This is a genomic window from Pseudomonas paracarnis, from assembly GCF_904063055.1.
Taxonomy (GTDB): domain Bacteria; phylum Pseudomonadota; class Gammaproteobacteria; order Pseudomonadales; family Pseudomonadaceae; genus Aquipseudomonas; species Aquipseudomonas paracarnis.
Window position 1 is genome coordinate 70,608 of the sequence record NZ_CAJFCN010000014.1, and the last position, 21,327, is coordinate 91,934.

Annotated in this window: 23 protein-coding genes and 1 tRNA gene; 21 read left to right on the forward strand and 3 right to left on the reverse strand. The window is 59.5% G+C overall.

Features of this window, described 5'->3' with window-relative positions:
• Window positions 1-18 precede the first annotated feature (18 nt).
• Genes JMV15_RS23755 through murB form a run of 7 tightly spaced genes read left to right on the forward strand, consistent with a single transcriptional unit; the run spans window position 19 to window position 4,540 of the window.
• Window positions 19-654 carry a MotA/TolQ/ExbB proton channel family protein gene (locus tag JMV15_RS23755; protein WP_003192043.1) on the forward strand — a complete coding sequence of 212 codons (636 nt, stop codon included), beginning with the start codon at window positions 19-21 and terminating at the stop codon, window positions 652-654.
• Complete coding sequence (locus tag JMV15_RS23760; RefSeq protein WP_014718877.1) at window positions 651-1,079, forward strand: ExbD/TolR family protein; 429 nt, start codon at window positions 651-653, stop codon at window positions 1,077-1,079. Before JMV15_RS23755 ends, JMV15_RS23760 begins: the two co-directional genes overlap by 4 nt.
• Window positions 1,079-2,089 carry a tetraacyldisaccharide 4'-kinase gene (lpxK, locus tag JMV15_RS23765; protein WP_014718876.1) on the forward strand — a complete coding sequence of 337 codons (1,011 nt, stop codon included), beginning with the start codon at window positions 1,079-1,081 and terminating at the stop codon, window positions 2,087-2,089. Before JMV15_RS23760 ends, lpxK begins: the two co-directional genes overlap by 1 nt.
• A 24-nt stretch (window positions 2,090-2,113) precedes the next feature.
• The gene (locus tag JMV15_RS23770; protein ID WP_003174668.1) at window positions 2,114-2,299 is read left to right on the forward strand and encodes a Trm112 family protein; all 186 of its coding nucleotides are present in this window, start codon (window positions 2,114-2,116) and stop codon (window positions 2,297-2,299) included.
• Window positions 2,296-3,060 carry a 3-deoxy-manno-octulosonate cytidylyltransferase gene (kdsB, locus tag JMV15_RS23775; RefSeq protein ID WP_038450504.1) on the forward strand — a complete coding sequence of 255 codons (765 nt, stop codon included), beginning with the start codon at window positions 2,296-2,298 and terminating at the stop codon, window positions 3,058-3,060. The genes JMV15_RS23770 and kdsB overlap by 4 nt, the downstream gene beginning before the upstream one ends.
• Window positions 3,060-3,524 carry a low molecular weight protein-tyrosine-phosphatase gene (locus JMV15_RS23780; RefSeq protein ID WP_168224266.1) on the forward strand — a complete coding sequence of 155 codons (465 nt, stop codon included), beginning with the start codon at window positions 3,060-3,062 and terminating at the stop codon, window positions 3,522-3,524. Before kdsB ends, JMV15_RS23780 begins: the two co-directional genes overlap by 1 nt.
• Entirely contained in the window at window positions 3,521-4,540 is a 1,020-nt protein-coding gene (gene murB / locus JMV15_RS23785) for a UDP-N-acetylmuramate dehydrogenase (RefSeq protein WP_014718873.1), read from the forward strand. The genes JMV15_RS23780 and murB overlap by 4 nt, the downstream gene beginning before the upstream one ends.
• Before the next feature lie 69 nt (window positions 4,541-4,609).
• Here the strand turns inward: murB and JMV15_RS23790 are convergent, their stop codons facing one another.
• Window positions 4,610-5,281 (reverse strand): Bax inhibitor-1/YccA family protein, encoded by a 672-nt coding sequence (locus JMV15_RS23790; RefSeq protein ID WP_003192030.1) that lies wholly within the window; start codon window positions 5,279-5,281, stop codon window positions 4,610-4,612.
• 152 nt (window positions 5,282-5,433) lie between these two features.
• Here JMV15_RS23790 and JMV15_RS23795 point away from each other — a divergent pair.
• Window positions 5,434-5,524, forward strand: a tRNA-Ser gene (locus tag JMV15_RS23795).
• A gap of 67 nt (window positions 5,525-5,591) precedes the next feature.
• Here the strand turns inward: JMV15_RS23795 and JMV15_RS23800 are convergent.
• Window positions 5,592-6,368, reverse strand: coding sequence for a hypothetical protein (locus JMV15_RS23800; protein WP_019816803.1), 777 nt, complete (start codon window positions 6,366-6,368; stop codon window positions 5,592-5,594).
• A gap of 346 nt (window positions 6,369-6,714) precedes the next feature.
• Between JMV15_RS23800 and JMV15_RS23805 the strand changes: the two genes are divergently transcribed.
• The 6 genes from JMV15_RS23805 (at window position 6,715) to JMV15_RS23830 (ending at window position 11,537) form a co-directional block, all read left to right on the forward strand.
• Window positions 6,715-7,131 (forward strand): Ivy family c-type lysozyme inhibitor, encoded by a 417-nt coding sequence (locus tag JMV15_RS23805; RefSeq protein WP_014718872.1) that lies wholly within the window; start codon window positions 6,715-6,717, stop codon window positions 7,129-7,131.
• Window positions 7,132-7,260: 129 nt separating this feature from the next.
• A complete protein-coding gene (locus JMV15_RS23810) occupies window positions 7,261-7,662 on the forward strand; it encodes a hypothetical protein (protein ID WP_014718871.1) in 402 nt (133 codons plus the stop codon).
• 92 nt (window positions 7,663-7,754) lie between these two features.
• Window positions 7,755-7,952 (forward strand): hypothetical protein, encoded by a 198-nt coding sequence (locus JMV15_RS23815; protein WP_014718870.1) that lies wholly within the window; start codon window positions 7,755-7,757, stop codon window positions 7,950-7,952.
• A 194-nt stretch (window positions 7,953-8,146) separates the two neighbouring features.
• Window positions 8,147-8,887, forward strand: a complete 741-nt coding sequence (locus tag JMV15_RS23820; protein WP_014718869.1) for a hypothetical protein — start codon at window positions 8,147-8,149, stop codon at window positions 8,885-8,887.
• 133 nt (window positions 8,888-9,020) lie between these two features.
• Window positions 9,021-9,290, forward strand: coding sequence for a hypothetical protein (locus tag JMV15_RS23825; RefSeq protein ID WP_019816804.1), 270 nt, complete (start codon window positions 9,021-9,023; stop codon window positions 9,288-9,290).
• A gap of 135 nt (window positions 9,291-9,425) precedes the next feature.
• Window positions 9,426-11,537 (forward strand): TonB-dependent receptor family protein, encoded by a 2,112-nt coding sequence (locus tag JMV15_RS23830; RefSeq protein ID WP_014718867.1) that lies wholly within the window; start codon window positions 9,426-9,428, stop codon window positions 11,535-11,537.
• A gap of 1 nt (window position 11,538) precedes the next feature.
• Here the strand turns inward: JMV15_RS23830 and JMV15_RS23835 are convergent, their stop codons facing one another.
• Window positions 11,539-13,356 (reverse strand): sigma-54-dependent Fis family transcriptional regulator, encoded by a 1,818-nt coding sequence (locus JMV15_RS23835; protein ID WP_014718866.1) that lies wholly within the window; start codon window positions 13,354-13,356, stop codon window positions 11,539-11,541.
• Between the two features lie 350 nt (window positions 13,357-13,706).
• On the opposite strand from JMV15_RS23835, the gene JMV15_RS23840 reads away from it, so the two are divergent.
• The 7 genes from JMV15_RS23840 (at window position 13,707) to JMV15_RS23870 (ending at window position 21,321) form a co-directional block, all read left to right on the forward strand.
• Window positions 13,707-14,801 (forward strand): ABC transporter ATP-binding protein, encoded by a 1,095-nt coding sequence (locus JMV15_RS23840; RefSeq protein WP_014718865.1) that lies wholly within the window; start codon window positions 13,707-13,709, stop codon window positions 14,799-14,801.
• A complete protein-coding gene (locus JMV15_RS23845) occupies window positions 14,801-15,898 on the forward strand; it encodes an ABC transporter ATP-binding protein (protein WP_014718864.1) in 1,098 nt (365 codons plus the stop codon). Before JMV15_RS23840 ends, JMV15_RS23845 begins: the two co-directional genes overlap by 1 nt.
• The gene (locus JMV15_RS23850; protein ID WP_003192014.1) at window positions 15,895-16,761 is read left to right on the forward strand and encodes a carbohydrate ABC transporter permease; all 867 of its coding nucleotides are present in this window, start codon (window positions 15,895-15,897) and stop codon (window positions 16,759-16,761) included. The genes JMV15_RS23845 and JMV15_RS23850 overlap by 4 nt, the downstream gene beginning before the upstream one ends.
• A 10-nt stretch (window positions 16,762-16,771) precedes the next feature.
• Window positions 16,772-17,572, forward strand: coding sequence for a carbohydrate ABC transporter permease (locus JMV15_RS23855; protein WP_003192012.1), 801 nt, complete (start codon window positions 16,772-16,774; stop codon window positions 17,570-17,572).
• Between the two features lie 11 nt (window positions 17,573-17,583).
• A complete protein-coding gene (locus JMV15_RS23860) occupies window positions 17,584-17,856 on the forward strand; it encodes a DUF2160 domain-containing protein (RefSeq protein WP_014718862.1) in 273 nt (90 codons plus the stop codon).
• Between the two features lie 47 nt (window positions 17,857-17,903).
• Window positions 17,904-19,646, forward strand: a complete 1,743-nt coding sequence (locus JMV15_RS23865; RefSeq protein ID WP_003192009.1) for an ABC transporter substrate-binding protein — start codon at window positions 17,904-17,906, stop codon at window positions 19,644-19,646.
• Window positions 19,647-19,941: 295 nt separating this feature from the next.
• Entirely contained in the window at window positions 19,942-21,321 is a 1,380-nt protein-coding gene (locus tag JMV15_RS23870; protein WP_201491933.1) for an iron-containing redox enzyme family protein, read from the forward strand.
• The last annotated feature ends 6 nt before the right edge of the window (window positions 21,322-21,327 follow it).

Here is a 21,327-nt window from a genome sequence, read left to right on the forward strand (position 1 = left end):
TTCGAGGGGACATTCACTGTGTGGGAATTGGTCAAATCCGGCGGCTGGATGATGTTGCCGATCATTCTGAGCTCCATCGTCGCACTCGGCATCGTCGCCGAACGCCTGTGGACCCTGCGCGCCAGTCGCGTCACCCCCGAGCACTTGCTGGGGCAGGTCTGGGGCTGGATCAAGAACAAGCAGCTCGACAAGCAAAAGCTCAAGGAGCTGCGTGCCAATTCGCCACTGGGTGAAATCCTCGCCGCCGGCTTGGCCAATTCCAAGCATGGTCGCGAGATCATGAAAGAGTGCATTGAAGAAGCGGCCGCCCGGGTTATCCATGAGCTGGAGCGCTATATCAACGCCCTCGGCACTATCGCCGCCATGGCGCCGTTGCTGGGTTTGCTCGGCACGGTATTGGGCATGATCGATATCTTCAGCGCGTTCACGGGCTCGGGCATGACCACCAACGCGTCGGTACTGGCCGGCGGTATCTCCAAGGCCCTGATCACCACCGCCGCGGGCTTGATGGTGGGTATCCCTTCGGTGTTCTTCCACCGTTTCCTACAGCGGCGCATTGATGAGCTGGTGGTCGGTATGGAACAGGAAGCCATCAAGTTGGTAGAAGTGGTGCAGGGCGACCGTGATGTAGACCTGGTCGAGGGCAAAGCGTGAAATTTCGCCGCAAGCAACGGGAAAATGTCGATATCAACCTCGCGTCGTTGATCGACGTGGTGTTTATCCTGCTGCTGTTCTTTGTCGTGACCACCACCTTCACCCGCGAAACCCAGCTGCGTGTCGACTTGCCTGAAGCGGTAAGCGGCTCGCCTGCCGAAGACCAGCAGGTCAAGCAACTGGACATCGCCATCAGCGCCGAAGGGGTGTTTTCGGTGAATAACCAGTTGCTGGAGAAAAACGACCTTGCCAGCTTGATGGAGGCGTTGCAGAAGGAATCTGGCGGCGACACCCAGTTGCCGCTGTCCATCAGCGCCGATGGCAAGACCCCGCATCAAGCCGTGATCACCGCCATGGACGCTGCCGGCAAGCTCGGTTTCAGCCATTTGCGCATGACCACCGTCGAGGCGGCGAGCCCGCCCTGATGGCCATGTCCGATCGCTTACTCAAGGCCTGGTACGAGGGCCACCCGGCACTGGCATTGTTGCGGCCACTGGAATCGCTGTATCGCCGCGTGGTGCAACGTAAGCGTGCGCGCTTTGTGGCAGGCGAGGGCGAGATTTATCAAGCGCCGGTGCCGGTGGTCGTGGTGGGCAATATCACGGTAGGCGGCACCGGCAAGACGCCGTTGATCCTGTGGTTGATCGAGCACTGCCGCCGCAGCGGTTTGCGCGTGGGCGTGGTCAGTCGAGGCTACGGTGCCAAGCCGTCGCAGTTGCCGTGGCGGGTCGAGGCCGGCCACAGTGCCGAGGTGGCCGGTGATGAACCCTTGCTGATCGTGCAGCGCAGTGGCGTGCCTTTGATGATCGACCCCGATCGCAGTCGTGCGGTAAAGGCCCTGCTGGCCAGTGAGCCCCTGGACCTGATCCTCTCCGATGACGGCCTGCAGCACTACCGCCTGGCCCGCGATCTTGAACTGGTGCTGATCGATGCCGCCCGCGGCCTCGGCAACCGCCGGTGCCTGCCTGCCGGGCCGTTACGCGAACCGGTGGAGCGCCTGCACAGTGTGGATGCGGTGCTTTATAACGGTGCCGTCTCGGACCGTGAAGAGGGTTATGCCTTCCGCCTGCAGCCCACAGCGCTGGTTAACCTGCACAGCGGCGAGCGCCAGCCGGTCACCTATTTCCCGCAGGGCCAGCAGGTGCATGCGGTGGCCGGTATCGGTAACCCGCAACGTTTCTTCAATACCCTTGAAACGCTACACTGGCAGCCGCTACCCCATGCTTTTGCCGACCACGCGCCCTACAGCGCCGAGGTCTTGAGTTTTACCCCGTCATTGCCGCTGGTCATGACCGAAAAGGACGCGGTGAAGTGCCGCGCCTTTGCCCAGCCCGACTGGTGGTACCTTGCGGTGGATGCGGTACCGTCGCCGGCGTTCGTCGCCTGGTTCGACACGCAGCTGATGCGTCTGCTGCCCAACCGTCTCTTGCCTTAAAACGCTTCTTTCCAGGAAACATTCATGGACACCAAACTGCTCGATATCCTCGCTTGCCCGATCTGCAAAGGCCCGCTCAAGCTCAGCGCCGACAAAACCGAGCTGATCAGCAAAGGTGCCGGCCTGGCTTACCCCATCCGTGATGGCATCCCGGTCATGCTCGAAAGCGAAGCCCGTACTCTGACCACCGATGAGCGCCTGGATAAATGACCACCGCCTTTACCGTTGTCATTCCCTCGCGCTATGCCTCGACGCGCCTGCCGGGCAAGCCGCTGCAAATGATCGGCACCAAGCCGATGATCCAGCTGGTGTGGGAACAAGCGTGCAAGAGCAGCGCCGAACGGGTGGTGGTGGCCACCGACGACCCGCGCATCATCGAGGCGTGCAAAGGTTTTGGTGCCGAAGCGGTCCTGACCCGCGAAGACCATAACTCCGGTACTGATCGCCTGGCCGAAGTCGCCACTCAGCTGAGTCTGGCACCCGACGCGATCGTAGTGAATGTGCAGGGTGACGAGCCATTGATACCGCCGAGTGTCATCGATCAGGTCGCTGCCAACCTCGCGGCCCATGGCGAGGCGCGTATGGCGACCCTGGCCGAACCGATCGAAGACATCGAGACGCTGTTCAACCCGAATGTGGTGAAAGTGGTCAGCGACATCAACGGCCTGGCACTGACGTTCAGTCGCTCCACCTTGCCGTGGGCGCGGGATGCCTTTGCCAAGAATCGCGACGTGTTGCCGGAGGGCGTGCCATATCGCCGCCATATCGGCATCTATGCCTACCGCGCCGGTTTCCTGCACGACTTCGTCAGCTGGGGCCCGTGCTGGCTGGAAAACACCGAGTCCCTGGAGCAACTGCGTGCCCTCTGGCACGGCGTGCGTATCCACGTGGGCGATGCGTTGGAAGCACCGCCAGCCGGTGTCGACACCCAGGAAGACCTCGAACGCGTCCGTCGCCTGCTGGGCGCCTGATGGAAGTTCTGTTTGTATGCCTGGGCAATATCTGCCGCTCGCCAACCGCTGAAGGTATCTTGCGCCATAAGTTGCGCGAAGCCGGCTTGGCGGGCCAGGTTGAGGTGGCGTCTGCCGGTACCGGCGAATGGCATGTCGGCAACCCACCGGACCAGCGCAGCCAGCGTGCGGCGCTGGCGCGCGGCTATGACTTGTCGAGCCAGCGTGCCCAGCAGGTCTGTCGCGCGGACTTTGCCCGCTACGACCTGATCCTTGCCATGGACAGCAGCAACCTGCGCAACCTCAAAGCCATGCAGCCGGGGCAGGGCAAGGCGGAGCTGGATTTATTCCTGCGTCGCTTTGATGGCGAAGTGGACGAGGTGCCAGACCCTTACTATGAAGGTGAGCAAGGTTTCGAACGGGTCCTGGACCTGATCGAGCGCGCCTGTGACTTATTGGTGATCGAATTGAAGGGGCGGTTATGACCTTGCAAGTGCGTGCGCAGGTATCGCTCAAGCCATTCAACAGCTTTGGCATCGATGTGAGCGCGCAATTATTTGCCGAGGCCCACAGTGATGCTGACGTGCGCGCGGCCATCGCCTATGCCGCCGCACAGGCGGTGCCGTTGCTGGTGATTGGAGGCGGCAGCAATTTGCTGTTGACCCAGGATGTTCCGGCGCTGGTGTTGCGTATGGCGACACAAGGCATTCGCGTGCTGAGCGACGATGGCACGCGCGTGGTGGTCGAAGCCGAAGCGGGCGAAGCCTGGCATCCGTTTGTGCTGTGGACGCTTGAGCACGGCTTCTGCGGCCTGGAAAACCTCAGCCTGATCCCGGGCACTGTCGGCGCCGCGCCGATGCAGAACATCGGTGCCTATGGCGTAGAGATCAAGGATGTGTTTGCCGGCCTCACCGCCCTGGATCGCCAGACGGGCGAACTGCGGGACTTCAGCCTGGACGAATGCAACTTTGCCTACCGTGACAGCCTGTTCAAGCACGAAGTCGGACGCTGGCTGATCCTGCGGGTACGCTTTGCCCTTAGCCGCGCCACCCACCTGAAACTCGATTACGGCCCGGTGCAACAGCGCCTGGTCGCGCAGGGAATCACCGAGGCCACGCCAAGCGATGTGAGCCGCGCGATCTGCAGCATTCGCCGCGAGAAACTGCCAGACCCGGCAGAGCTGGGCAATGCCGGCAGCTTCTTCAAGAACCCACTGGTACCCCAAGCCTTGGCTGTTGAGCTGCAAAGCCAGTATCCGGACCTGGTGGCCTACCCTCAGGCCGACGGCCAAATGAAACTCGCCGCCGGCTGGCTGATCGACAAAGCCGGTTGGAAGGGGTTCCGGGAGGGCGATGCGGGCGTGCACAAGCTGCAAGCGTTGGTACTGGTCAACTACGGCACCGCCACCGGGCAGGAGATTGCCCAGCTGGCGCTACGCATCCAGCAAGATATCTTCAAGCGCTTCAAGGTCGAGCTGGAAATGGAACCCAATCAGTACTGAGCTATCGGGCCTGAAAATGAAAATGCCCCGTATCTCGCGATACGGGGCATTTTTTATTGCGTCGGCTGATCAGTCGTCGCGGCTCATGATGCCGAAGATCTGCAACAGGCTGATGAACAGGTTGTAGATCGACACATACAGGCTGATGGTCGCCATGATGTAGTTACGCTCACCGCCGTGGATGATGGCGCTGGTCTGGAACAGGATGCACACCGAGGAAAACAGCACAAAACCCGCGCTGATCGCCAATTGCAGGCCGCTGATCTGGAAGAACATGCTGGCCACCACCGCCGCCAGCAGCACGAAGAAGCCTGCGGTGATGAAACCACCCAGGAAGCTCATGTCCTTACGGCTGATCAGCACGTAGGCCGACAGACCACCAAATACCAGGGCGGTCATGGCAAACGCCGAACTGACCACTTCAGCACCGCCGGCCATGCCCAGGTAACGGTTGAGGATCGGGCCGAGGATGAAACCCATGAAACCGGTCAAGGCAAACGCCGACACCAGGCCCCAGGCCGAGTCACGCAGCTTGTTGGTCAGGAAGAACAGACCGTAGAAGCCGATCAACACGACAAAGATATTCGGGTAGCCGACGCGCATCTGCTGGGCCACGTAAGCCATCACGCCGCTGAATGCGAGGGTAAGGGCGAGCAAGCCGTAGGTGTTGCGCAACACGCGGCTGACTTCAAGCTGCTCAGCCTGCGCGTTGCCATTCACTGCGTAATTCTGTTCGCGCATGGCGACACTCCTTCAGTTTTGAAACGTTCAGTCGCAAAGATCATAACAGACGCCTTGTAACAAGCGATGCAGAGAGTTTGACAGTGTGTTTCATTCGGGTATTATGGCGCCCGCTGACACGGGATGGGCTACTATAATCCTGTGATGCACAAGGGAAATTGGCAGAGTGGTTGAATGCACCGGTCTTGAAAACCGGCGGACGTTAATAGCGTCTCCAGGGTTCGAATCCCTGGTTTCCCGCCAAGATTTACACGAAAGCCTCGCGAAAGCGGGGCTTTTGCGTTTCTGGGGTTTGGTTATACCGGGCTATTTAGGCAGTTGGTCTAACTCGAAAGGCCAGGAACACCGGCCCGAATGGGAAGGTACTGACTTCCAGCTCATCCAGTGGATTGAGCGTGTGCGTGCGGCTTCCAGCGTTGCTGTAGATCACGTGGCTGCTGGATACGGCAATGTTGATCTTGCCGGCGGCTGCCTGGATTAGATTCACCTTGAACCCTTCAATCACATCATCACCGATTGTCAGCGTGACATCTGTATCGCTGATGACCAGCATCGACTTGCCTGAATCCGACATGGTCAAGGGCCTGCTGCCGGTGATAGAAACATTGGTGTGCACATGTCCGCCAGCGTGGTAACTGACCATTCTCGGATCAGCGAAGACCCGGGCGAAGGAGCCGACATAATTCACACTGGCGCGCATGTCGTCGAATTGCTCAACCACGTATGTACCAATGCTGCCGGAAACTTCCCCATTGGGGTCCAGAACCCATTTGCGTCCTACCATCAACCCGATCTGGGTATTGGCACGTACACCGGCACGCATTTCTTCCAGAAAGAGCTGGCTGATCTGGCCACCGCCTTTGCCCTGGACATAGGTAAATCGTGCAATGGAATGGCTGTCGCCAGTGGGGCTGCCCTGGGCAGTATCGACCTTGTAGTCGACAAAGTCTGCCGAGACGATGGTGGTCGTGGTGTTGGCGTTTGGCGCCCAGGTAAAATCCAGGACCCTGCCGGTTTTGACCTGCTCTAGAGAGGTGGTGGCTTGTGATGTAGTCGTAGAGCCTGACTGCTTCAAATCGTCATTCATGATACTCATCCGTAAGTGAAGTCGAGGGTCGAAAGTACACGAAGCAAATGACCGCCGTCATCACAGCACTTTTTCTACAAGACTATGCTGTCTTACTGGATCCGTATGGAGCTGTCATCGTGCACGTGCCCTCGCACTGCGTATTCATTACTAAGCACAGTACGGAGCTTTTAGCTTGACTGATTTATTCCTCTCCACGGCAGCCATGGCCTGCCTCATGATTTCAAGCTTGTTTGTTAGGTGAACGTCGAAACTTCTAAAACAGTGCCCTGTCCCAGCTTTCATACCGATGTTTAAGTGCAACCTGCGAAAGCGGCTGAAAAGTCAGCGAGATGGAGTCATTCGAATGAAAATACTGAGCCTTTCGATGCTGGCGGGTGCCTCCATGATGCTAGTCTCTGAAGGCGTTTGGGCTGAGCAATATCTGCCCGAGATTGCCAGCAAAGCGCCTTACAAAAAAGCCTACGCAGAGATGCTCAGTTATCCGGACTGGGTCAGTAAAGCTCAGGGCACAGCGTCGCCAGTCGAGACGGTTTCGGCGGATGGTAAGCGCTTTACGGTAGGCCACATGTGCAAGGCACATGATTGTGCAGACAATCAGCTAATAGTGGTCTTTAACGCAGATGGAACAAAGTCCTGGGGGCTACTCGCGACGCGTCCAGCCGAGGGAGAGGCATTCAGTAAGCAATTACTGGGTGATCCCGACAGTGTCGTTCAGGGCCTACTGAATAAGTCGTTTGCTGACAACAATCCCGAAGATTGATGACCGGTGTCGCTCTGCTGCGGCAAACGGTGGGTGGGGAGAACGATCATCAGATAAGACATAGCGAACAGCCAGCTTGTTATGGTTATCGTGGATGTTAAAGTCGCACAAATTTTTTGAGGGAACGATATGCGAGGCTTAATCGGAGCATTACTGCTTGCTGCTCTTGGTGGGTGCTCCACATCGCCTATATCTGCCGACATCGCAGACCCTGTGCCATCCACAAGAATGTATGCCTTTACGGAAAAGAACGCGGCTCAGTTGGTGGTGACTAGAGACTCGGGCATCTACGGAGCTGAAGTCCGTTTTATTTTGCATATTGATGGAAAACCGGCTGCCGAGTTTCACCCTGGGGAGGTTGCCAGGTTTGGGCTGGCCCCTGGCAAGCATATTCTTGGTGTCTCGAAATACATGCTTTTCGGCACCTCAAGAATCATCGAATCAGAAATTGATATGAAGCCGGGAGACCTTGTTCGCCGCAGAATTTCTCAGCACGGCAGCAGTTTTTCTTTCACCCCGACTGCCTACTAAACGCCATTCGTCTAACGCCCGGCACTCTCAATCCCGATGCAGCCTCTCAATCCTAAGCGCGGATATCCCGAGCCTATAAACGGAGTGCCAGCATGGAAATCAACGAGAAAGCCCCAGGCAACATTTCCCAGCAAGCGGTTACCCGGGGCACCGATAACGAGACCGGCCATGACCCGCGGCGTGACGAGGACAATATCCCGCTGCCGCCGGATGACGAGGCGCCTCTTGAAGAAGATATGTCGGATGTAGATGCGGCCGATTCAGTAGCTACTGAGCATCCCAAGACCTGAAGGCGTTCAGGCCAAAGAGCCCGGCCCTGTGCCGGGCATTGTCTGCTGGCCCCCTTGGTCTCGTTCACCTCCTTGTGGCTGTAAGCCGATGCTGATCCGACCCGCACCGCTGCACTTTTTTCCATTTTGCTGATCTACCTCTGTCCCGGCCACCCGACTCCCGCGTGCGGCCCACAGAATCAGACCCGGTGCCGATGGATCGAACGTTTACGATTTTTACCACCCGATGGCCGCTGTTGCTGGCTGCGATGTTCGCGCTGTGTGCAGTGGGTTGCAGCCAACACCAGGGCCGCGATATCGCCAGGCAGTTCAGCGAGGGCAAGCCCGATGAATTCTTCCAGACCAGTGTCGACCGTATGGCGACCCTGGGCATGCGTGAGAACCTGCAGAGCCTCTATCTGCTGATGAGCAAGCTCTACCTGCGTAACCCCAGCCAGTGGCGTCAGTCGGGCTACCCGGATGCGGTGACCGCCGCCCGACAAATCCGCCAGGCCATCGAAAATCGCCAACCCTTGCCCGCACTCGGCGACAGGCGTGACTTGGCTGCCCTGAGTTACTCCCTGAGTCCCGACTTTCGTGGTGACCGGGTGGGCGCCTTTATCTATGCGATAGGCAGCATGCTTGTGACCGCTCACGGCGGGCGCACGCAGTTTTATGTGACCGACTCGATCAACCCGCAGTTTGTCAGCAATGCCGCGCGTAATATCGAAAAGGCCACCTGGCTGCTCAGCCAGCGTCAGGATGCCAATGGCGTGCTGCTGTTGTTTTCCAATGAAATATCGGAGGAGGGCAGTAACCTCAGTTTTGCCGTTGAGTTCGGCAAGATCGTCGCGCGTTTGGACCTGCTTACCCAAATCCTCGATGAGCGTTACCGACGCATTGGCCTCAATTACGCACAAAGCTTGTTGCTGATGAATTTCCTGCCGGTGCAGTGAGGCCCGTCGCATCGACCAATCGGTGCGGTGTTTCCCTTTCCGCTGTAGGAAGCGGCCTATCTTGCCTCCCGCGGGTTGAAACGCTTGTCTGCGGGCAATAGCCTCGGATTTTTCTTAAACACGAGGCCCTCCCTTGGGTAAACGAAAAACGGTTTGGCCCACGGATCGCGAAATACGCTTGCGGTTTATCCTCTATGCGGTAATTGACGCCGCGACCGCCCAGGGCGTGTCTGCCGAGTTATTGCTGCCGGCGCATAAGTTATTGCGTGACTCGCCCACGGAAGACCAGTTGCGCGACACCTTGGGGGCGATTCTCGCCACTGACGAAATGTATGGCTTTCGCTTTCCGCCGGGGTCGGATGCAGATGATCTGATGCGGACATTGGCAACTGCCGATGGTTAAACTGATTCACCCCTGTTTTTGATACGCCCCTGTCCGTCATTAAGGAGTGACTCGAGGGGCGTACCTGCCTTCCCATCACTGTTCGCGTGGTGGGCTCGGCCCGGCACGTTCCCGGATTCCAAGGACCTGCTCCCAATGCTGCTGCGCCACCCCCCGTTTATTTTTGCCGCCTTGACCCTCAGTTCGCTGGTACAGGCCGAAGGCCTGCAATTGGCGCCGGTTGAAGTCACTACGGCTGAGGCCAGTGCCGCAGAAATCGCCCAGGCGCAGCTCAAAAGCGTGCCCGGCGGCACCAATTACATCGATATGGACAGCGTGCAACAGGGACGGGTCAGCACCAACGAGGATGTCTTCAAGTACCAGGCTGGTGTTTACGCCAAGGCGGCCAATAACGAAGGGGTGAAGGTGTCCATTCGTGGCTCGGGCCTGAACCGCGCCCCCGGTGCCCATGCCTCCGGCCTGTATGAAATGTTCGACGGCCTGCCGCTTACCGGCCCAGGCGGCACGCCCTATGAGCTCAAGGACCCGCTGTGGCAAAGCCGGGTAGAGGTGCTGCGTGGCGCCAACGGGTTCGATCAGGGTGCATTGGCCTTGGGCGGTGCGGTCAACTACGTTACCCGCACCGGCTTGGACGCGCCCAAGCTGCAAGTGCGCTATGAGGTCGGCAGTCGCGGCTATGCCCAACGCGAAGTCAGTTCCGGGCAGGTGCTGGGGGACGCCGACTATTACATCAGCCTCACCGATTCGGAGTCCGACGGTTATCAGCACCAGAGCGCTGGTACCGGCAAGGGCATCGCCGCCAACTTTGGCTATCGCTTTAACCCGGACCTGGAAACGCGCTTCTACTTGCGTTATCGCGAAACCACCAACGATTCTCCCGGCAGACTCACGCGTGACCAGGTCAGCCATGATCCGCATGCCGCCAGCAGTCTCAATGCCGCCCGCGACTCAAAACGCCTGCAACCGGGCTCCTCCTGGATCGCCAACAAGACCACCTTGCAACTCGATGACGCATCAAGAATCGAAGTCGGGCTGGCCTATCACGATTACCCGATGGATCTGCGCGAGGGCACCAACCGCCTCAAGGTCGCCTACACCGATATCAGCGGCACCCTGAACTACATCCGTCAGGACAACCTGTTCGGCCATGCCAGCAAAACCACCGTCGGTCTGCGCACCACCCAGGCGATGCCCAATAATGGCGCTTCGGAATATGTGCGCATCCCGGCGGGCAAGACCGCAATCTACGCCCCCGGCACCAAAACCCGCGATTACAGCTACCTGGGCTCCGACACCGTGCTGCATGTCGGCAACGAGTTGGAACTGCTGGAGGATCTGTGGCTGACCACTGGCCTCGCCGCGATCTACACCCGCCGCGAAACCCAGGTGACTTACCCCGACGGCCAGGCGCCGCTCAGTCAGCATGACTGGGACTACGCACCGCGCATCGGCCTGCGTTACGACTTCACCCCGCAATTGCAGGTATACGCCAACTTGAGCCGGTCGGTAGAGCCGCCGCACGCCTGGTCGATGATCTGGGGTTCCAACAAATATTTCGACGCCGGCCCTGCCAATGGGTTGGCACGCGAAGGTGTCAGCCTGAAGAACCAGACCGCCACCACTCTGGAAGTCGGCGGTCGCGGTGAAGCCTGGCTCGGCCAATGGGACCTGGCCCTCTACCGCTCCGAAGTACGCCACGAATTGCTCTCCGTCGAAACCCAGGCCCAAACCGCCAACAGTAGCGCGATTATTGCCGAATCCAACGCCAGCCCCACCGTGCACCAGGGCGTGGAGCTGAGCCTGCTCAGCCCGCTATGGGACGGTGGCCGCAACGGCAGGCTCGACCTGCGCCAAGCCTATACCTACAGCGACTTCCACTACCGCGACGATGACCGTTTCGGCGACAACACCTTGCCCGGCATCCCCAAGCATTACTATCAGGCCCAGGTGCGCTACAGCCACCCGACGGGTTTCTACACCAGCCTCAACACCGAGCACGCCTCGCGGGTAGCGGTGGACTACGCCAATTCCTACTACGCCGCGGCTTACACCACCCTCGGTGCCACGTTCGGCTATGACGCACCCCAGCGAGACTGGCAAGCCTGGGTCGACCTGCGCAACCTGACCAACCGCCGTTATGCCAACACCGTCACGCCGGGTTATGACGACAAAGGGATGGACGCGGCGCGCTCCACCCCGGCGGATGGGCGGGGTATTTACACCGGCGTTTCCTGGAGTTGGCGTTAAATCAGCCTTCGTGCTGGCGCAGTCGCTTGTACAGGGTGTTGCGACTCACCCCCAGCTCCCGCGCCAGGTGGGAGATATTCCCGCCCACGGCTTCCAGGCGTTGGCTCAGGTCGAGGCGTTCATCCAGGTGCTCAGGTTTGGACTGCGGCACCGTCGCCTGCAAATCCACAAAAAAATCATCGGGCAGGTGTTCCGCGCGAATCGGCTGCTCCTCGGCCATCGCCAGCGCCACCTGCAACACGCTGCTCACCTGACGCAAATTGCCCGGCCACGGATGCTGCTCAAATAACCTCAGCACCTCGGCACTCAGCCCGGCCCACTGGTTCGGCTCGCGGTGTTGCTGCCACAGTTGCTGGAACAGCGCCTGCTTGTCGGTACGCTCGCGCAACGGCGGCAATTCCAGGGTCAGGCCGCCGATGCGGTAGTACAAGTCCTCGCGAAAGCGCCCGGCCTGCACCAGCTCGCGCAATGCACGGTTGGTCGCCGAGATGATGCGCAAATCCACCGGGAACACCTCGCTGCTGCCCACCGGTTGCACACAGCGCTCCTGCAACACCCGCAACAGGCGGGCCTGGGTCGGCAACGGCATATCGCCGATCTCGTCGAGAAACAGCGTGCCCTTGTCCGCCTTGCGAATCAGGCCAATGCTGCCTTTTTGGTTGGCGCCGGTGAAGGCGCCTTTTTCGTAGCCGAACAGTTCCGATTCCACCAGCTCTGCGGGAATCGCCGCACAGTTCACTGCGATCAACGCCTGTCGGCTGCGGGAACTGGCCTGGTGCAGGGCTTTGACGAATACTTCTTTGCCCACGCCGGTCTCACCGTGAATCAACAATGGAATGTCCTTTTCCAGCAGGCGCTCGGCCTGGCGCACGGCTTTCTCCACGCGCACATCGCCAAAATGCAGGGTCTGGAGGTTGATCGCGGTCGGCGCTGGCGGCGGCGGTTGGTTGAACACCCGCGCCTGCACCGGCATCTGCTTGGGCCGCTTCAACAGGCACTGGAACCGATTGCGTCCCGCCGCCTGCAACGCAAACGGCAACCCTTCGGGCTGGTTGAGCAACTCCAGCAGCGACACCTTGAACAGGCTGTCGATCATCACCCGCGAGAGGCTGATGCCCAGCAAGTTATCCGCACGCCGATTGGCCGACAGGACCTGGCCGCTTTCATCAAAGATCAGCAGGCCGGCCCATTGACTGTCGAGGTTGCTCAAGCCGGTGTTGAAGGTCAGTTGGAAATGTTCGCCGCGAAACAGGTTGAGGATCAGCCGATTCTCCACGGTCTGGCTCATCATCTTGACCATGCCCAGGGTGTGGGAGGGCGGCAGGTAACTGTCGCTGGACACATCCAGCACGGCGATGATTTCGCGCTGGGCATCGAAAATGGGCGCCGCGGAGCCGGTCATGAAGCGGTTGGCCTTGAGGAAGTGTTCATCGTGTTCAATATGCACGGCCTGGGCGCAGGCCAGTGCGGTGCCGATGGCATTGGTGCCACTGGCGCGTTCTATCCAGCTGGCGCCGGGGCTGAAGCCACGGGCCAGCGTGGGTTCGATAAACCGCTGGGTGCCCCACGAGGTCAGCACCTGGCCCTGATTGTCGGCCAGCATGATCAGGCAGTTTGAATTGCTGAGGATGTTCTCGTAGTAGGGCAACACTTCCTGGTGGGTGGTCTGTACCAGGGAATGCTGGCTTTCCAGGAGTTGGCGAATGCCCTCGGCGGGCAGTTGGTCAAAGCTGGGGGTGCTCTGGTGATCCAGGCCGTAGGCGCGGCAACGGCGCCAGGATTCCTGGATAAGGGTGTCGTGGGTCAAGGGTTCGGCCATCGTGCGACCTTCTTTATTATTGTTGTCGGGTCTTGCGCCATCTAACGTCAGACATCGAACAATGTGGGAGCGGGCTTGCCCGCGATGGCAATGGGTCAGGCACAGCCTCTACAAACTGATGCACCGCCATCGCGGGCAAGCCCGCTCCCACATTTGATCTTCGTCGCGCATAAAGTGTTGTTCACAACTGTTCATTGTCAACCCCGGCAGTGTTCAGTTGTTCAGCCGGATTGTTCACTCCTGAACATCATGATTCACCCATCTCCTTACACATCAAGCGCTTGCGGTATTGGCACGAAACTCGCTCTGACAACGGACCAGATTCATTCCAATAATAAAAAGGTCGTGTCATGTCATTGACCCTGGAACATGTCTCCCGCGTTGTCGACGGCCAAACCTGGATCGACGACGCCAACCTGCGGTTCGAAGCCGGTTCTTTCAACGTCCTGCTCGGTCGCACCCTATCCGGCAAGACCAGCCTGATGCGCCTGATGGCCGGCCTGGACAAGCCCGACAGCGGCCGCATCCTGATGAACGGCGTGGATGTCACGCAAAAGCCGGTGCGCCTGCGCAATGTGTCGATGGTCTACCAGCAGTTCATCAACTACCCGACCATGACCGTGTTCGAGAACATCGCCTCGCCGTTGCGCCAGGCCGGTGTGTCCCAGGAGGTGATCCAGAGCAAGGTGCTGGAAACCGCCAAGATGCTGCGCATCGAGAAATTCCTGCAGCGTCACCCCCTGGAATTGTCCGGTGGCCAGCAGCAACGCACCGCCATGGCCCGCGCCCTGGTGAAAGACGCTGAACTGATTCTGTTCGATGAGCCGCTGGTCAACCTGGACTACAAACTGCGCGAAGAGCTGCGCCAGGAAATGCGCGAACTGTTCAAGGCGCGCCACACCATCGCCATTTACGCCACCACCGAGCCCAACGAAGCCCTGGCCTTGGGCGGCACCACCACCATTCTTCACGAGGGGCGGGTGATTCAGAGCGGCAAGGCCGCCGAGGTCTACCACCAGCCCCAAACCGTCCTCGCCGCTGAGCTGTTTTCCGAGCCGCCGATCAACCTGATGCCAGGGCGCATCAGCGGTAATGAAGTGAGCTTCGCCAATTTCGTGCATTTCCCACTCAACGTTGACCTGCGCCCCATCGGCGAAGGCGAATTCCGCTTTGGCGTGCGCCCCAGCCATATCAGCCTGGTGCCCAGCAACGATGATGACCTGGAGCTGGCGGTGACCGTGGAAGTCGCCGAAATCAGCGGCTCGGAAACCTTCCTGCATGTGCGCAGCGAGCACTTCCTGCTGGTGCTGCACCTGCCGGGGGTGCATGAATACGATGTCGACGCGCCGATCCGTGTGTATATCCCCACCCATAAACTGTTTGTGTTCGATGGTCAGGGCCGCTTGGTCCAGGCCCCCGGACGCCGTGTCGCGAGGGTTGCCTGATGGCCGAGATCCATTTGCGTAACCTGGCCCATAGCTACAGCCCCACGCCAAAAGTGCCTGAGGACTACGCCATACGGGAAATGAACCATGTGTGGGAGCAGGGCGGTGCCTACGCCTTGCTCGGGCCGTCAGGCTGCGGCAAGTCCACGCTGCTCAATATCATTTCCGGCCTGCTCAGCCCGTCCGAAGGCCAGGTGCTGTTCGATACCCAAGTGGTCAACGATCTCACCCCAGAGAAACGCAATATCGCCCAGGTGTTCCAGTTCCCGGTGGTGTACGACACCATGACGGTGTTCGACAATCTGGCGTTCCCGCTGCGCAACCAGGGCATGGCCGAAGCGAAAATTCACAGCAAGGTGCAGGAAATCGCCGAAGTCCTCGACCTGCAAAACCTGCTGAGCAAAAAAGCCCGCAACCTCACCGCCGACGAAAAACAGAAAGTCTCCATGGGCCGTGGCCTGGTGCGCGATGACGTGTCGGCGATCCTGTTCGACGAGCCGCTGACGGTGATCGACCCGCACCTGAAGTGGAAACTGCGGCGCAAGCTCAAGCAGATTCACGAGCAGTTCAATATCACCATGGTCTACGTTACCCACGATCAACTGGAAGCCTCCACGTTCGCCGACAAGATCGCGGTGATGTACGGCGGGCAGATCGTGCAGTTCGGTACGCCGCGTGAATTGTTCGAGCGGCCCAGCCACACCTTTGTCGGTTACTTCATCGGTAGTCCTGGGATGAATCTGATCGAGGTGCAGGCCAAGGCTGGCGGTGTAGGGTTCGCCAATACCCTGTTGCCGCTGTCCGAAGCGATGCAGCAACGTCTCAACACCACCGACTACAAAAAGCTCCAGGTCGGCATTCGTCCGGAATTTATCCACGTATGGGACGAGTACAACCCTGACGCCCTGCAAGCCGACGTCGTACATGTGGAAGACCTGGGCACCTACAAGATCATGACCCTCAACCTCGACGGCGCCACCCTCAAGGTGCGCCTGGCCGAGGACAAGCCGGTGCCGGAAGGCAAGGCTTCCATCAGCTTCCCGACGCAATGGCTGATGCTCTACGCCGACGATTACCTGCTGGAGGTGGCGCCATGAACAAAGTGCAGAACAACAAGGCCTGGTGGCTGGTGTTGCCGGTGTTCCTGCTGGTGGCGTTCAGTGCGGTGATCCCGATGATGACCGTGGTCAACTATTCGGTGCAGGACATTTTCGACCAATCCAGCCGCTATTTCGTCGGAGCCGACTGGTACAAGCAGGTGCTACTCGACCCGCGCCTGCACGACTCGCTGCTGCGCCAGTTCATCTACTCGGCCTGCGTGCTGTTGATCGAGATCCCACTGGGCATCGCCATCGCCCTGACCATGCCCACCAAGGGCCGCTGGTCCTCGCTGGTGCTGATCATCCTCGCCATTCCCTTGCTGATTCCGTGGAACGTGGTCGGCACTATCTGGCAGATTTTTGGCCGTGCCGACATCGGCCTGCTGGGCTCGACCCTCAACGCCCTGGGCATCAGCTACAACTACGCTGCCAACACCATGGACGCCTGGGTCACCGTGCTGGTCATGGATGTGTGGCACTGGACCTCATTGGTGGCACTGCTGTGCTACTCCGGCTTGCGCGCCATTCCGGACGTGTACTACCAGGCTGCGCGGATTGATCGTGCATCGGCCTGGGCGGTGTTCCGACATATCCAGTTGCCGAAGATGAAAAGCGTGCTGCTGATCGCGGTGATGCTGCGCTTCATGGACAGCTTCATGATCTACACCGAACCCTTCGTGCTCACCGGCGGCGGGCCGGGTAATGCCACCACTTTCCTGAGCCAGACGCTTACCCAGATGGCCGTCGGCCAATTCGACCTGGGCCCGGCGGCGGCGTTTTCCCTGGTGTACTTCCTGATCATCCTGTTGGTGTCCTGGCTGTTCTACACCGCCATGACCCATTCCGACGCCAACCGCTGAGGCCGCCAACATGAGCAAGCGCAAGCTGATTCCACTACTCGTTTACATCCTGTTCCTGCTGGTGCCGATCTACTGGCTGCTGAACATGTCCTTCAAGAGCAACACCGAAATCCTCGGCGGCCTGACCCTGTTTCCGCAGGATTTCACCCTGGCCAACTACAAGGTGATCTTCACCGACCCGAGCTGGTACACCGGCTACCTCAACTCGCTGTACTACGTGAGCCTGAACACCGTGATCTCCCTGAGCGTGGCGTTACCAGCGGCGTATGCGTTCTCGCGCTATCGCTTCCTGGGTGACAAGCACCTGTTCTTCTGGCTGCTGACCAACCGCATGGCGCCGCCGGCAGTGTTCCTGCTGCCGTTCTTCCAGCTGTATTCATCCATTGGCCTGTTCGACACGCACATCGCCGTGGCCCTGGCCCATTGCCTGTTCAACGTGCCGTTGGCGGTATGGATCCTGGAAGGCTTCATGTCCGGCGTACCCAAGGAAATCGACGAAACCGCCTACATCGATGGCTATAGTTTTCCCAAGTTCTTCGTGAAGATTTTTATTCCGCTGATTGGCTCCGGTATCGGTGTCACGGCGTTTTTCTGTTTCATGTTTTCCTGGGTCGAACTGCTGCTGGCGCGCACGCTCACCTCGGTCAACGCCAAGCCCATCGCAGCGGTGATGACCCGCACGGTGTCGGCGTCCGGCATTGATTGGGGCGTGCTGGCAGCGGCGGGGGTGTTGACCATCCTGCCGGGCATGCTGGTGATCTGGTTTGTACGCAACCACGTGGCCAAGGGCTTTGCCCTGGGCCGGGTCTAGAGGAGTCGATGATGGAATGGATGGCCTGGACCACCCCCACTGCGCTGTTCTTTGGCGGCATTGCCCTGATTCTGGCGGGCATGACCACTTGGGAATTACGTTCGCCGAGTATCCCGCGGCGCGGTTTGCTGCCGATCAGCACCACCCGTGGGGATCGCTTGTTTATCGGTCTTCTCGGTAGTGCCTACCTGCATTTGCTGGTCATTGGCGTTACCGACTGGAGTATCTGGGTGGCGTCCGCGCTCTCCCTTGTTTGGCTGTTGAGTGTGATGCGTTGGGGCTAGCAAGCTCGCTCCTGCAAGCCCCGTTTGAAACTAACCTGGAGGTCTCTATGTTGAATAAAAACAATAAGCTGCGACATAGCATTTCATTGGCCGCCGTACTGGCCCTCAGTGGTTTGAGCGCTTCGGCCTGGGCTGATGCGTATGAAGATGCCGCGAAAAAATGGATCGGCAGCGAGTTCAAACCCTCGACCCTTACCGAAGCCCAGCAGTTGGAGGAGTTGAAGTGGTTTATCAAGGCGTCGGAGCCGTTCCGTGGGATGAAGATCAACGTGGTGTCGGAAACCCTCACCACCCACGAGTACGAATCCAAGGTGCTGGCCAAGGCCTTCAGTGAAATCACCGGCATCAAGCTGACCCACGACCTGCTGCAGGAAGGCGACGTGGTGGAGAAGCTGCAAACCCAGATGCAATCCGACAAGAATATCTATGACGGCTGGGTCAACGATTCCGACTTGATCGGTACGCACTTTCGCTACGGCAAGACCGAGTCCATCACCGACCTGATGGCCAACGAAGGTAAGGATTTCACCTCGCCCACTCTGGACCTCAAGGACTTTATCGGCCTGTCTTTCACCACCGCGCCGGACGGCAAGATCTACCAGTTGCCCGACCAGCAGTTCGCCAACCTCTACTGGTTCCGCGCCGACTGGTTCGAGCGGCCGGAGCTGAAGGCCAAGTTCAAGGAGAAATACGGCTACGACCTGGGCGTGCCGGTGAACTGGTCGGCTTATGAAGACATCGCCAAGTTCTTCAGCGAAGACGTCAAGGAAATCGACGGCAAGCGCATTTATGGGCACATGGACTACGGCAAGAAAGACCCGTCCCTGGGATGGCGTTTCACCGATGCCTGGTTCTCCATGGCCGGCGGCGGCGACAAAGGCTTGCCCAACGGCTTGCCGGTGGACGAGTGGGGCATCCGTGTAGAGGATTGCCACCCGGTGGGCTCCAGCGTCACCCGCGGCGGCGACACCAACGGCCCGGCGGCGGTATTCGCCACGCAGAAATACGTGGACTGGATGAAAGCCTACGCGCCACCGGAAGCGGCGGGCATGACCTTCTCCGAATCCGGCCCGGTGCCGTCCCAGGGCAACATCGCCCAGCAGATCTTCTGGTACACCGCGTTTACCGCCGACATGGTCAAACCGGGCCTGCCGGTGGTGAATGCCGATGGTACGCCGAAATGGCGCATGGCACCGTCCCCAGTCGGGCCGTATTGGGAAAAGGGCATGAAGAAGGGCTATCAGGACGTAGGTTCCTGGACCTTCCTCAAGTCCACGCCCGAAAAGCAGAAACTCGCGGCCTGGCTCTACGCGCAATTCGTGACCTCAAAAACCGTGTCGCTGAAGAAAACCATCGTTGGCCTGACGCCGATTCGTGAGTCCGATATCAACTCCCAGGCCATGACCGACATGGCGCCCAAACTCGGTGGCCTGGTGGAGTTCTACCGCAGCCCGGCCCGCACCGAGTGGTCCCCGACGGGCACCAACGTGCCGGACTACCCGCGCCTGGCGCAACTGTGGTGGAGCAACATCGCCGCAGCGGCCAGCGGCGAGAAAACCCCGCAACAGGCGCTGGACAACCTGGCCAAGGAGCAGGATGCGATCATGACGCGCCTGGAACGCTCCAAGGTGCAACCGGTGTGCGGCCCGAAAATGAACCCCGAGCGTGACGCGCAATACTGGTTCGACCAGCCGGGTGCACCGAAGCCGAAACTGGCCAACGAAAAGCCCAAGGGCGAAACCGTGAACTACAACGACCTGCTCAAGCAGTGGGAGGCGGCGCGTAAGTAACAGCGCCATCTCAACCCCTGTAGGAGCGAGCTTGCTCGCGAAGAACTCACCGACGCCGCGTTTATTCAGGAAGCACGCGTTATCGTTGACGTTTTTCGCGAGCAAGCTCGCTCCTACAGGCATTTTTTGGTTTTGTGAGCCCTGACAAACGACCGCTTATCCCTCCCAACCCAACCTCATTTGAATTTTCCGCACGCCCCGAGGCTCTGCATTTTAGAAGCGCGTGATGTTGAGCGCTCTTGCGGGGCCACCTTGTGGGAGGCCCGTTGTAACGGACTTTGCGGAAACTGCCATCATGACACTCCTTACAGCGCTGTCTGGCCAGCCGGCCTCTCTCACCGACTCGGCCCAGGGCCGCCATCAACGGGTCTACCAACAGCTGCATGGCGAAACCCAAGACGCCACCGAACTGGCGCGTGAATACCTGCACGATCAATTGGCCCTGGTAGAGGCCACCGACTGCGACTTGCCAGAGGCCCCCGAACAGCTGCTGGCCTGGGTCGAGCAGCGCTGCGCCGAGGTGGCCCAGGCCTATGCCGACTATCTGGAACAGCGTCGAAACGGTGGGCCACGGCGGTATTTCCAGAACAAGGCCCATGCGTTGTATTTCCTGCAGTGTGTGGCGCCGACCAAACAGGTCGACGGCGCCTGGCTATACGGCTTGCTGCGCTATTGGCAAGACCAGCGCTTCGACGGCCTGCTCACCACTTACCTGGAAGAATTGGGCGACGGTGAAGCTGCGCAGAACCATGTGGTGATCTACCGCAAGTTGCTCAGCGAGCACGATGCCGACAGCGACGCCGGCCTTGAGGATGACCATTACCTGCAAGGCGCGCTGCAACTGGCGCTGGGCGTTTGCGCCGACGAGTTCCTGCCGGAGGTCATTGGCTTCAACCTGGGTTACGAGCAACTGCCGCTGCACCTGTTGATCACCGCCTATGAACTCAGTGAGCTAGGCATCGACCCTTATTACTTCACGCTGCATGTCACCATCGACAACGCCAGCAGTGGCCACGCGTGCAAAGCTGCACAATCGGTGCTGAACCTGTTGCCGCTGGGCGAGGGCAGGGCAGACTTCTATCGCCGTGTGGCGGCAGGCTACCGTCTGAATAATTTGGGCCTGGGTACCACGTCTATCATCAAACAATTCAACTTGCAGGACGAGGTGGTGGCGATGCTTGAGCGCAAGCGCGCCTTCGGCCAGCACATGCATTCGGACTATTGCCGCTTTGAAGGGCAGACCGTCAACCAATGGCTGGCCCGGCCTGGGCAGATCGGCGCTTTCCTCAAGGCCCTCGAAGACAAAGGCTGGATCAAGCACAACCAGGACCCCACCAACAGTCGCTTCTGGCAATTGATCGAGGGCGCTGGCGCCGCGATGTTCGGGGTGTTCAGCGGTTATGAAAAACAACTGATCCATGACTGGATTGCGGGTGAATGGGTTGCCAGCGAACGCGTGCCGCCCGTGCGGCCGGGACGCGGCAGCCGGTTTTCCCGCGAGCAGCATCGTCCCGCGGATCCTGATACCCAGGCCCTGGCGGAGTCATTGTGCAACTTGCCCGATGAGCAACAGCTCAATGCGCTGATCCCGTGGCTGTCGGCCCGCCGTCACTGCACGCCTGCCGGGCTGTATGCCACTCGCCGCTTTATCCAACTGCGTGCGCGCCTGCGCTAAGGAATG

Excerpts from the sequence above, each read along its gene's own strand:
- lpxK (WP_014718876.1), top strand. The coding sequence starts at position 1,079 with ATGGCCATGTCCGATCGCTTACTCAAGGCCTGGTACGAGGGCCACCCG.
- JMV15_RS23770 (WP_003174668.1), top strand. The coding sequence starts at position 2,114 with ATGGACACCAAACTGCTCGATATCCTCGCTTGCCCGATCTGCAAAGGC.
- kdsB (WP_038450504.1), top strand. The coding sequence starts at position 2,296 with ATGACCACCGCCTTTACCGTTGTCATTCCCTCGCGCTATGCCTCGACG.
- JMV15_RS23780 (WP_168224266.1), top strand. The coding sequence starts at position 3,060 with ATGGAAGTTCTGTTTGTATGCCTGGGCAATATCTGCCGCTCGCCAACC.
- murB (WP_014718873.1), top strand. The coding sequence starts at position 3,521 with ATGACCTTGCAAGTGCGTGCGCAGGTATCGCTCAAGCCATTCAACAGC.
- JMV15_RS23790 (WP_003192030.1), bottom strand. The coding sequence starts at position 5,281 with ATGCGCGAACAGAATTACGCAGTGAATGGCAACGCGCAGGCTGAGCAG.
- JMV15_RS23800 (WP_019816803.1), bottom strand. The coding sequence starts at position 6,368 with ATGAATGACGATTTGAAGCAGTCAGGCTCTACGACTACATCACAAGCC.
- JMV15_RS23805 (WP_014718872.1), top strand. The coding sequence starts at position 6,715 with ATGAAAATACTGAGCCTTTCGATGCTGGCGGGTGCCTCCATGATGCTA.
- JMV15_RS23810 (WP_014718871.1), top strand. The coding sequence starts at position 7,261 with ATGCGAGGCTTAATCGGAGCATTACTGCTTGCTGCTCTTGGTGGGTGC.
- JMV15_RS23815 (WP_014718870.1), top strand. The coding sequence starts at position 7,755 with ATGGAAATCAACGAGAAAGCCCCAGGCAACATTTCCCAGCAAGCGGTT.
- JMV15_RS23820 (WP_014718869.1), top strand. The coding sequence starts at position 8,147 with ATGGATCGAACGTTTACGATTTTTACCACCCGATGGCCGCTGTTGCTG.
- JMV15_RS23830 (WP_014718867.1), top strand. The coding sequence starts at position 9,426 with ATGCTGCTGCGCCACCCCCCGTTTATTTTTGCCGCCTTGACCCTCAGT.
- JMV15_RS23835 (WP_014718866.1), bottom strand. The coding sequence starts at position 13,356 with ATGGCCGAACCCTTGACCCACGACACCCTTATCCAGGAATCCTGGCGC.
- JMV15_RS23840 (WP_014718865.1), top strand. The coding sequence starts at position 13,707 with ATGTCATTGACCCTGGAACATGTCTCCCGCGTTGTCGACGGCCAAACC.
- JMV15_RS23845 (WP_014718864.1), top strand. The coding sequence starts at position 14,801 with ATGGCCGAGATCCATTTGCGTAACCTGGCCCATAGCTACAGCCCCACG.
- JMV15_RS23850 (WP_003192014.1), top strand. The coding sequence starts at position 15,895 with ATGAACAAAGTGCAGAACAACAAGGCCTGGTGGCTGGTGTTGCCGGTG.
- JMV15_RS23855 (WP_003192012.1), top strand. The coding sequence starts at position 16,772 with ATGAGCAAGCGCAAGCTGATTCCACTACTCGTTTACATCCTGTTCCTG.
- JMV15_RS23860 (WP_014718862.1), top strand. The coding sequence starts at position 17,584 with ATGGAATGGATGGCCTGGACCACCCCCACTGCGCTGTTCTTTGGCGGC.
- JMV15_RS23865 (WP_003192009.1), top strand. The coding sequence starts at position 17,904 with ATGTTGAATAAAAACAATAAGCTGCGACATAGCATTTCATTGGCCGCC.
- JMV15_RS23870 (WP_201491933.1), top strand. The coding sequence starts at position 19,942 with ATGACACTCCTTACAGCGCTGTCTGGCCAGCCGGCCTCTCTCACCGAC.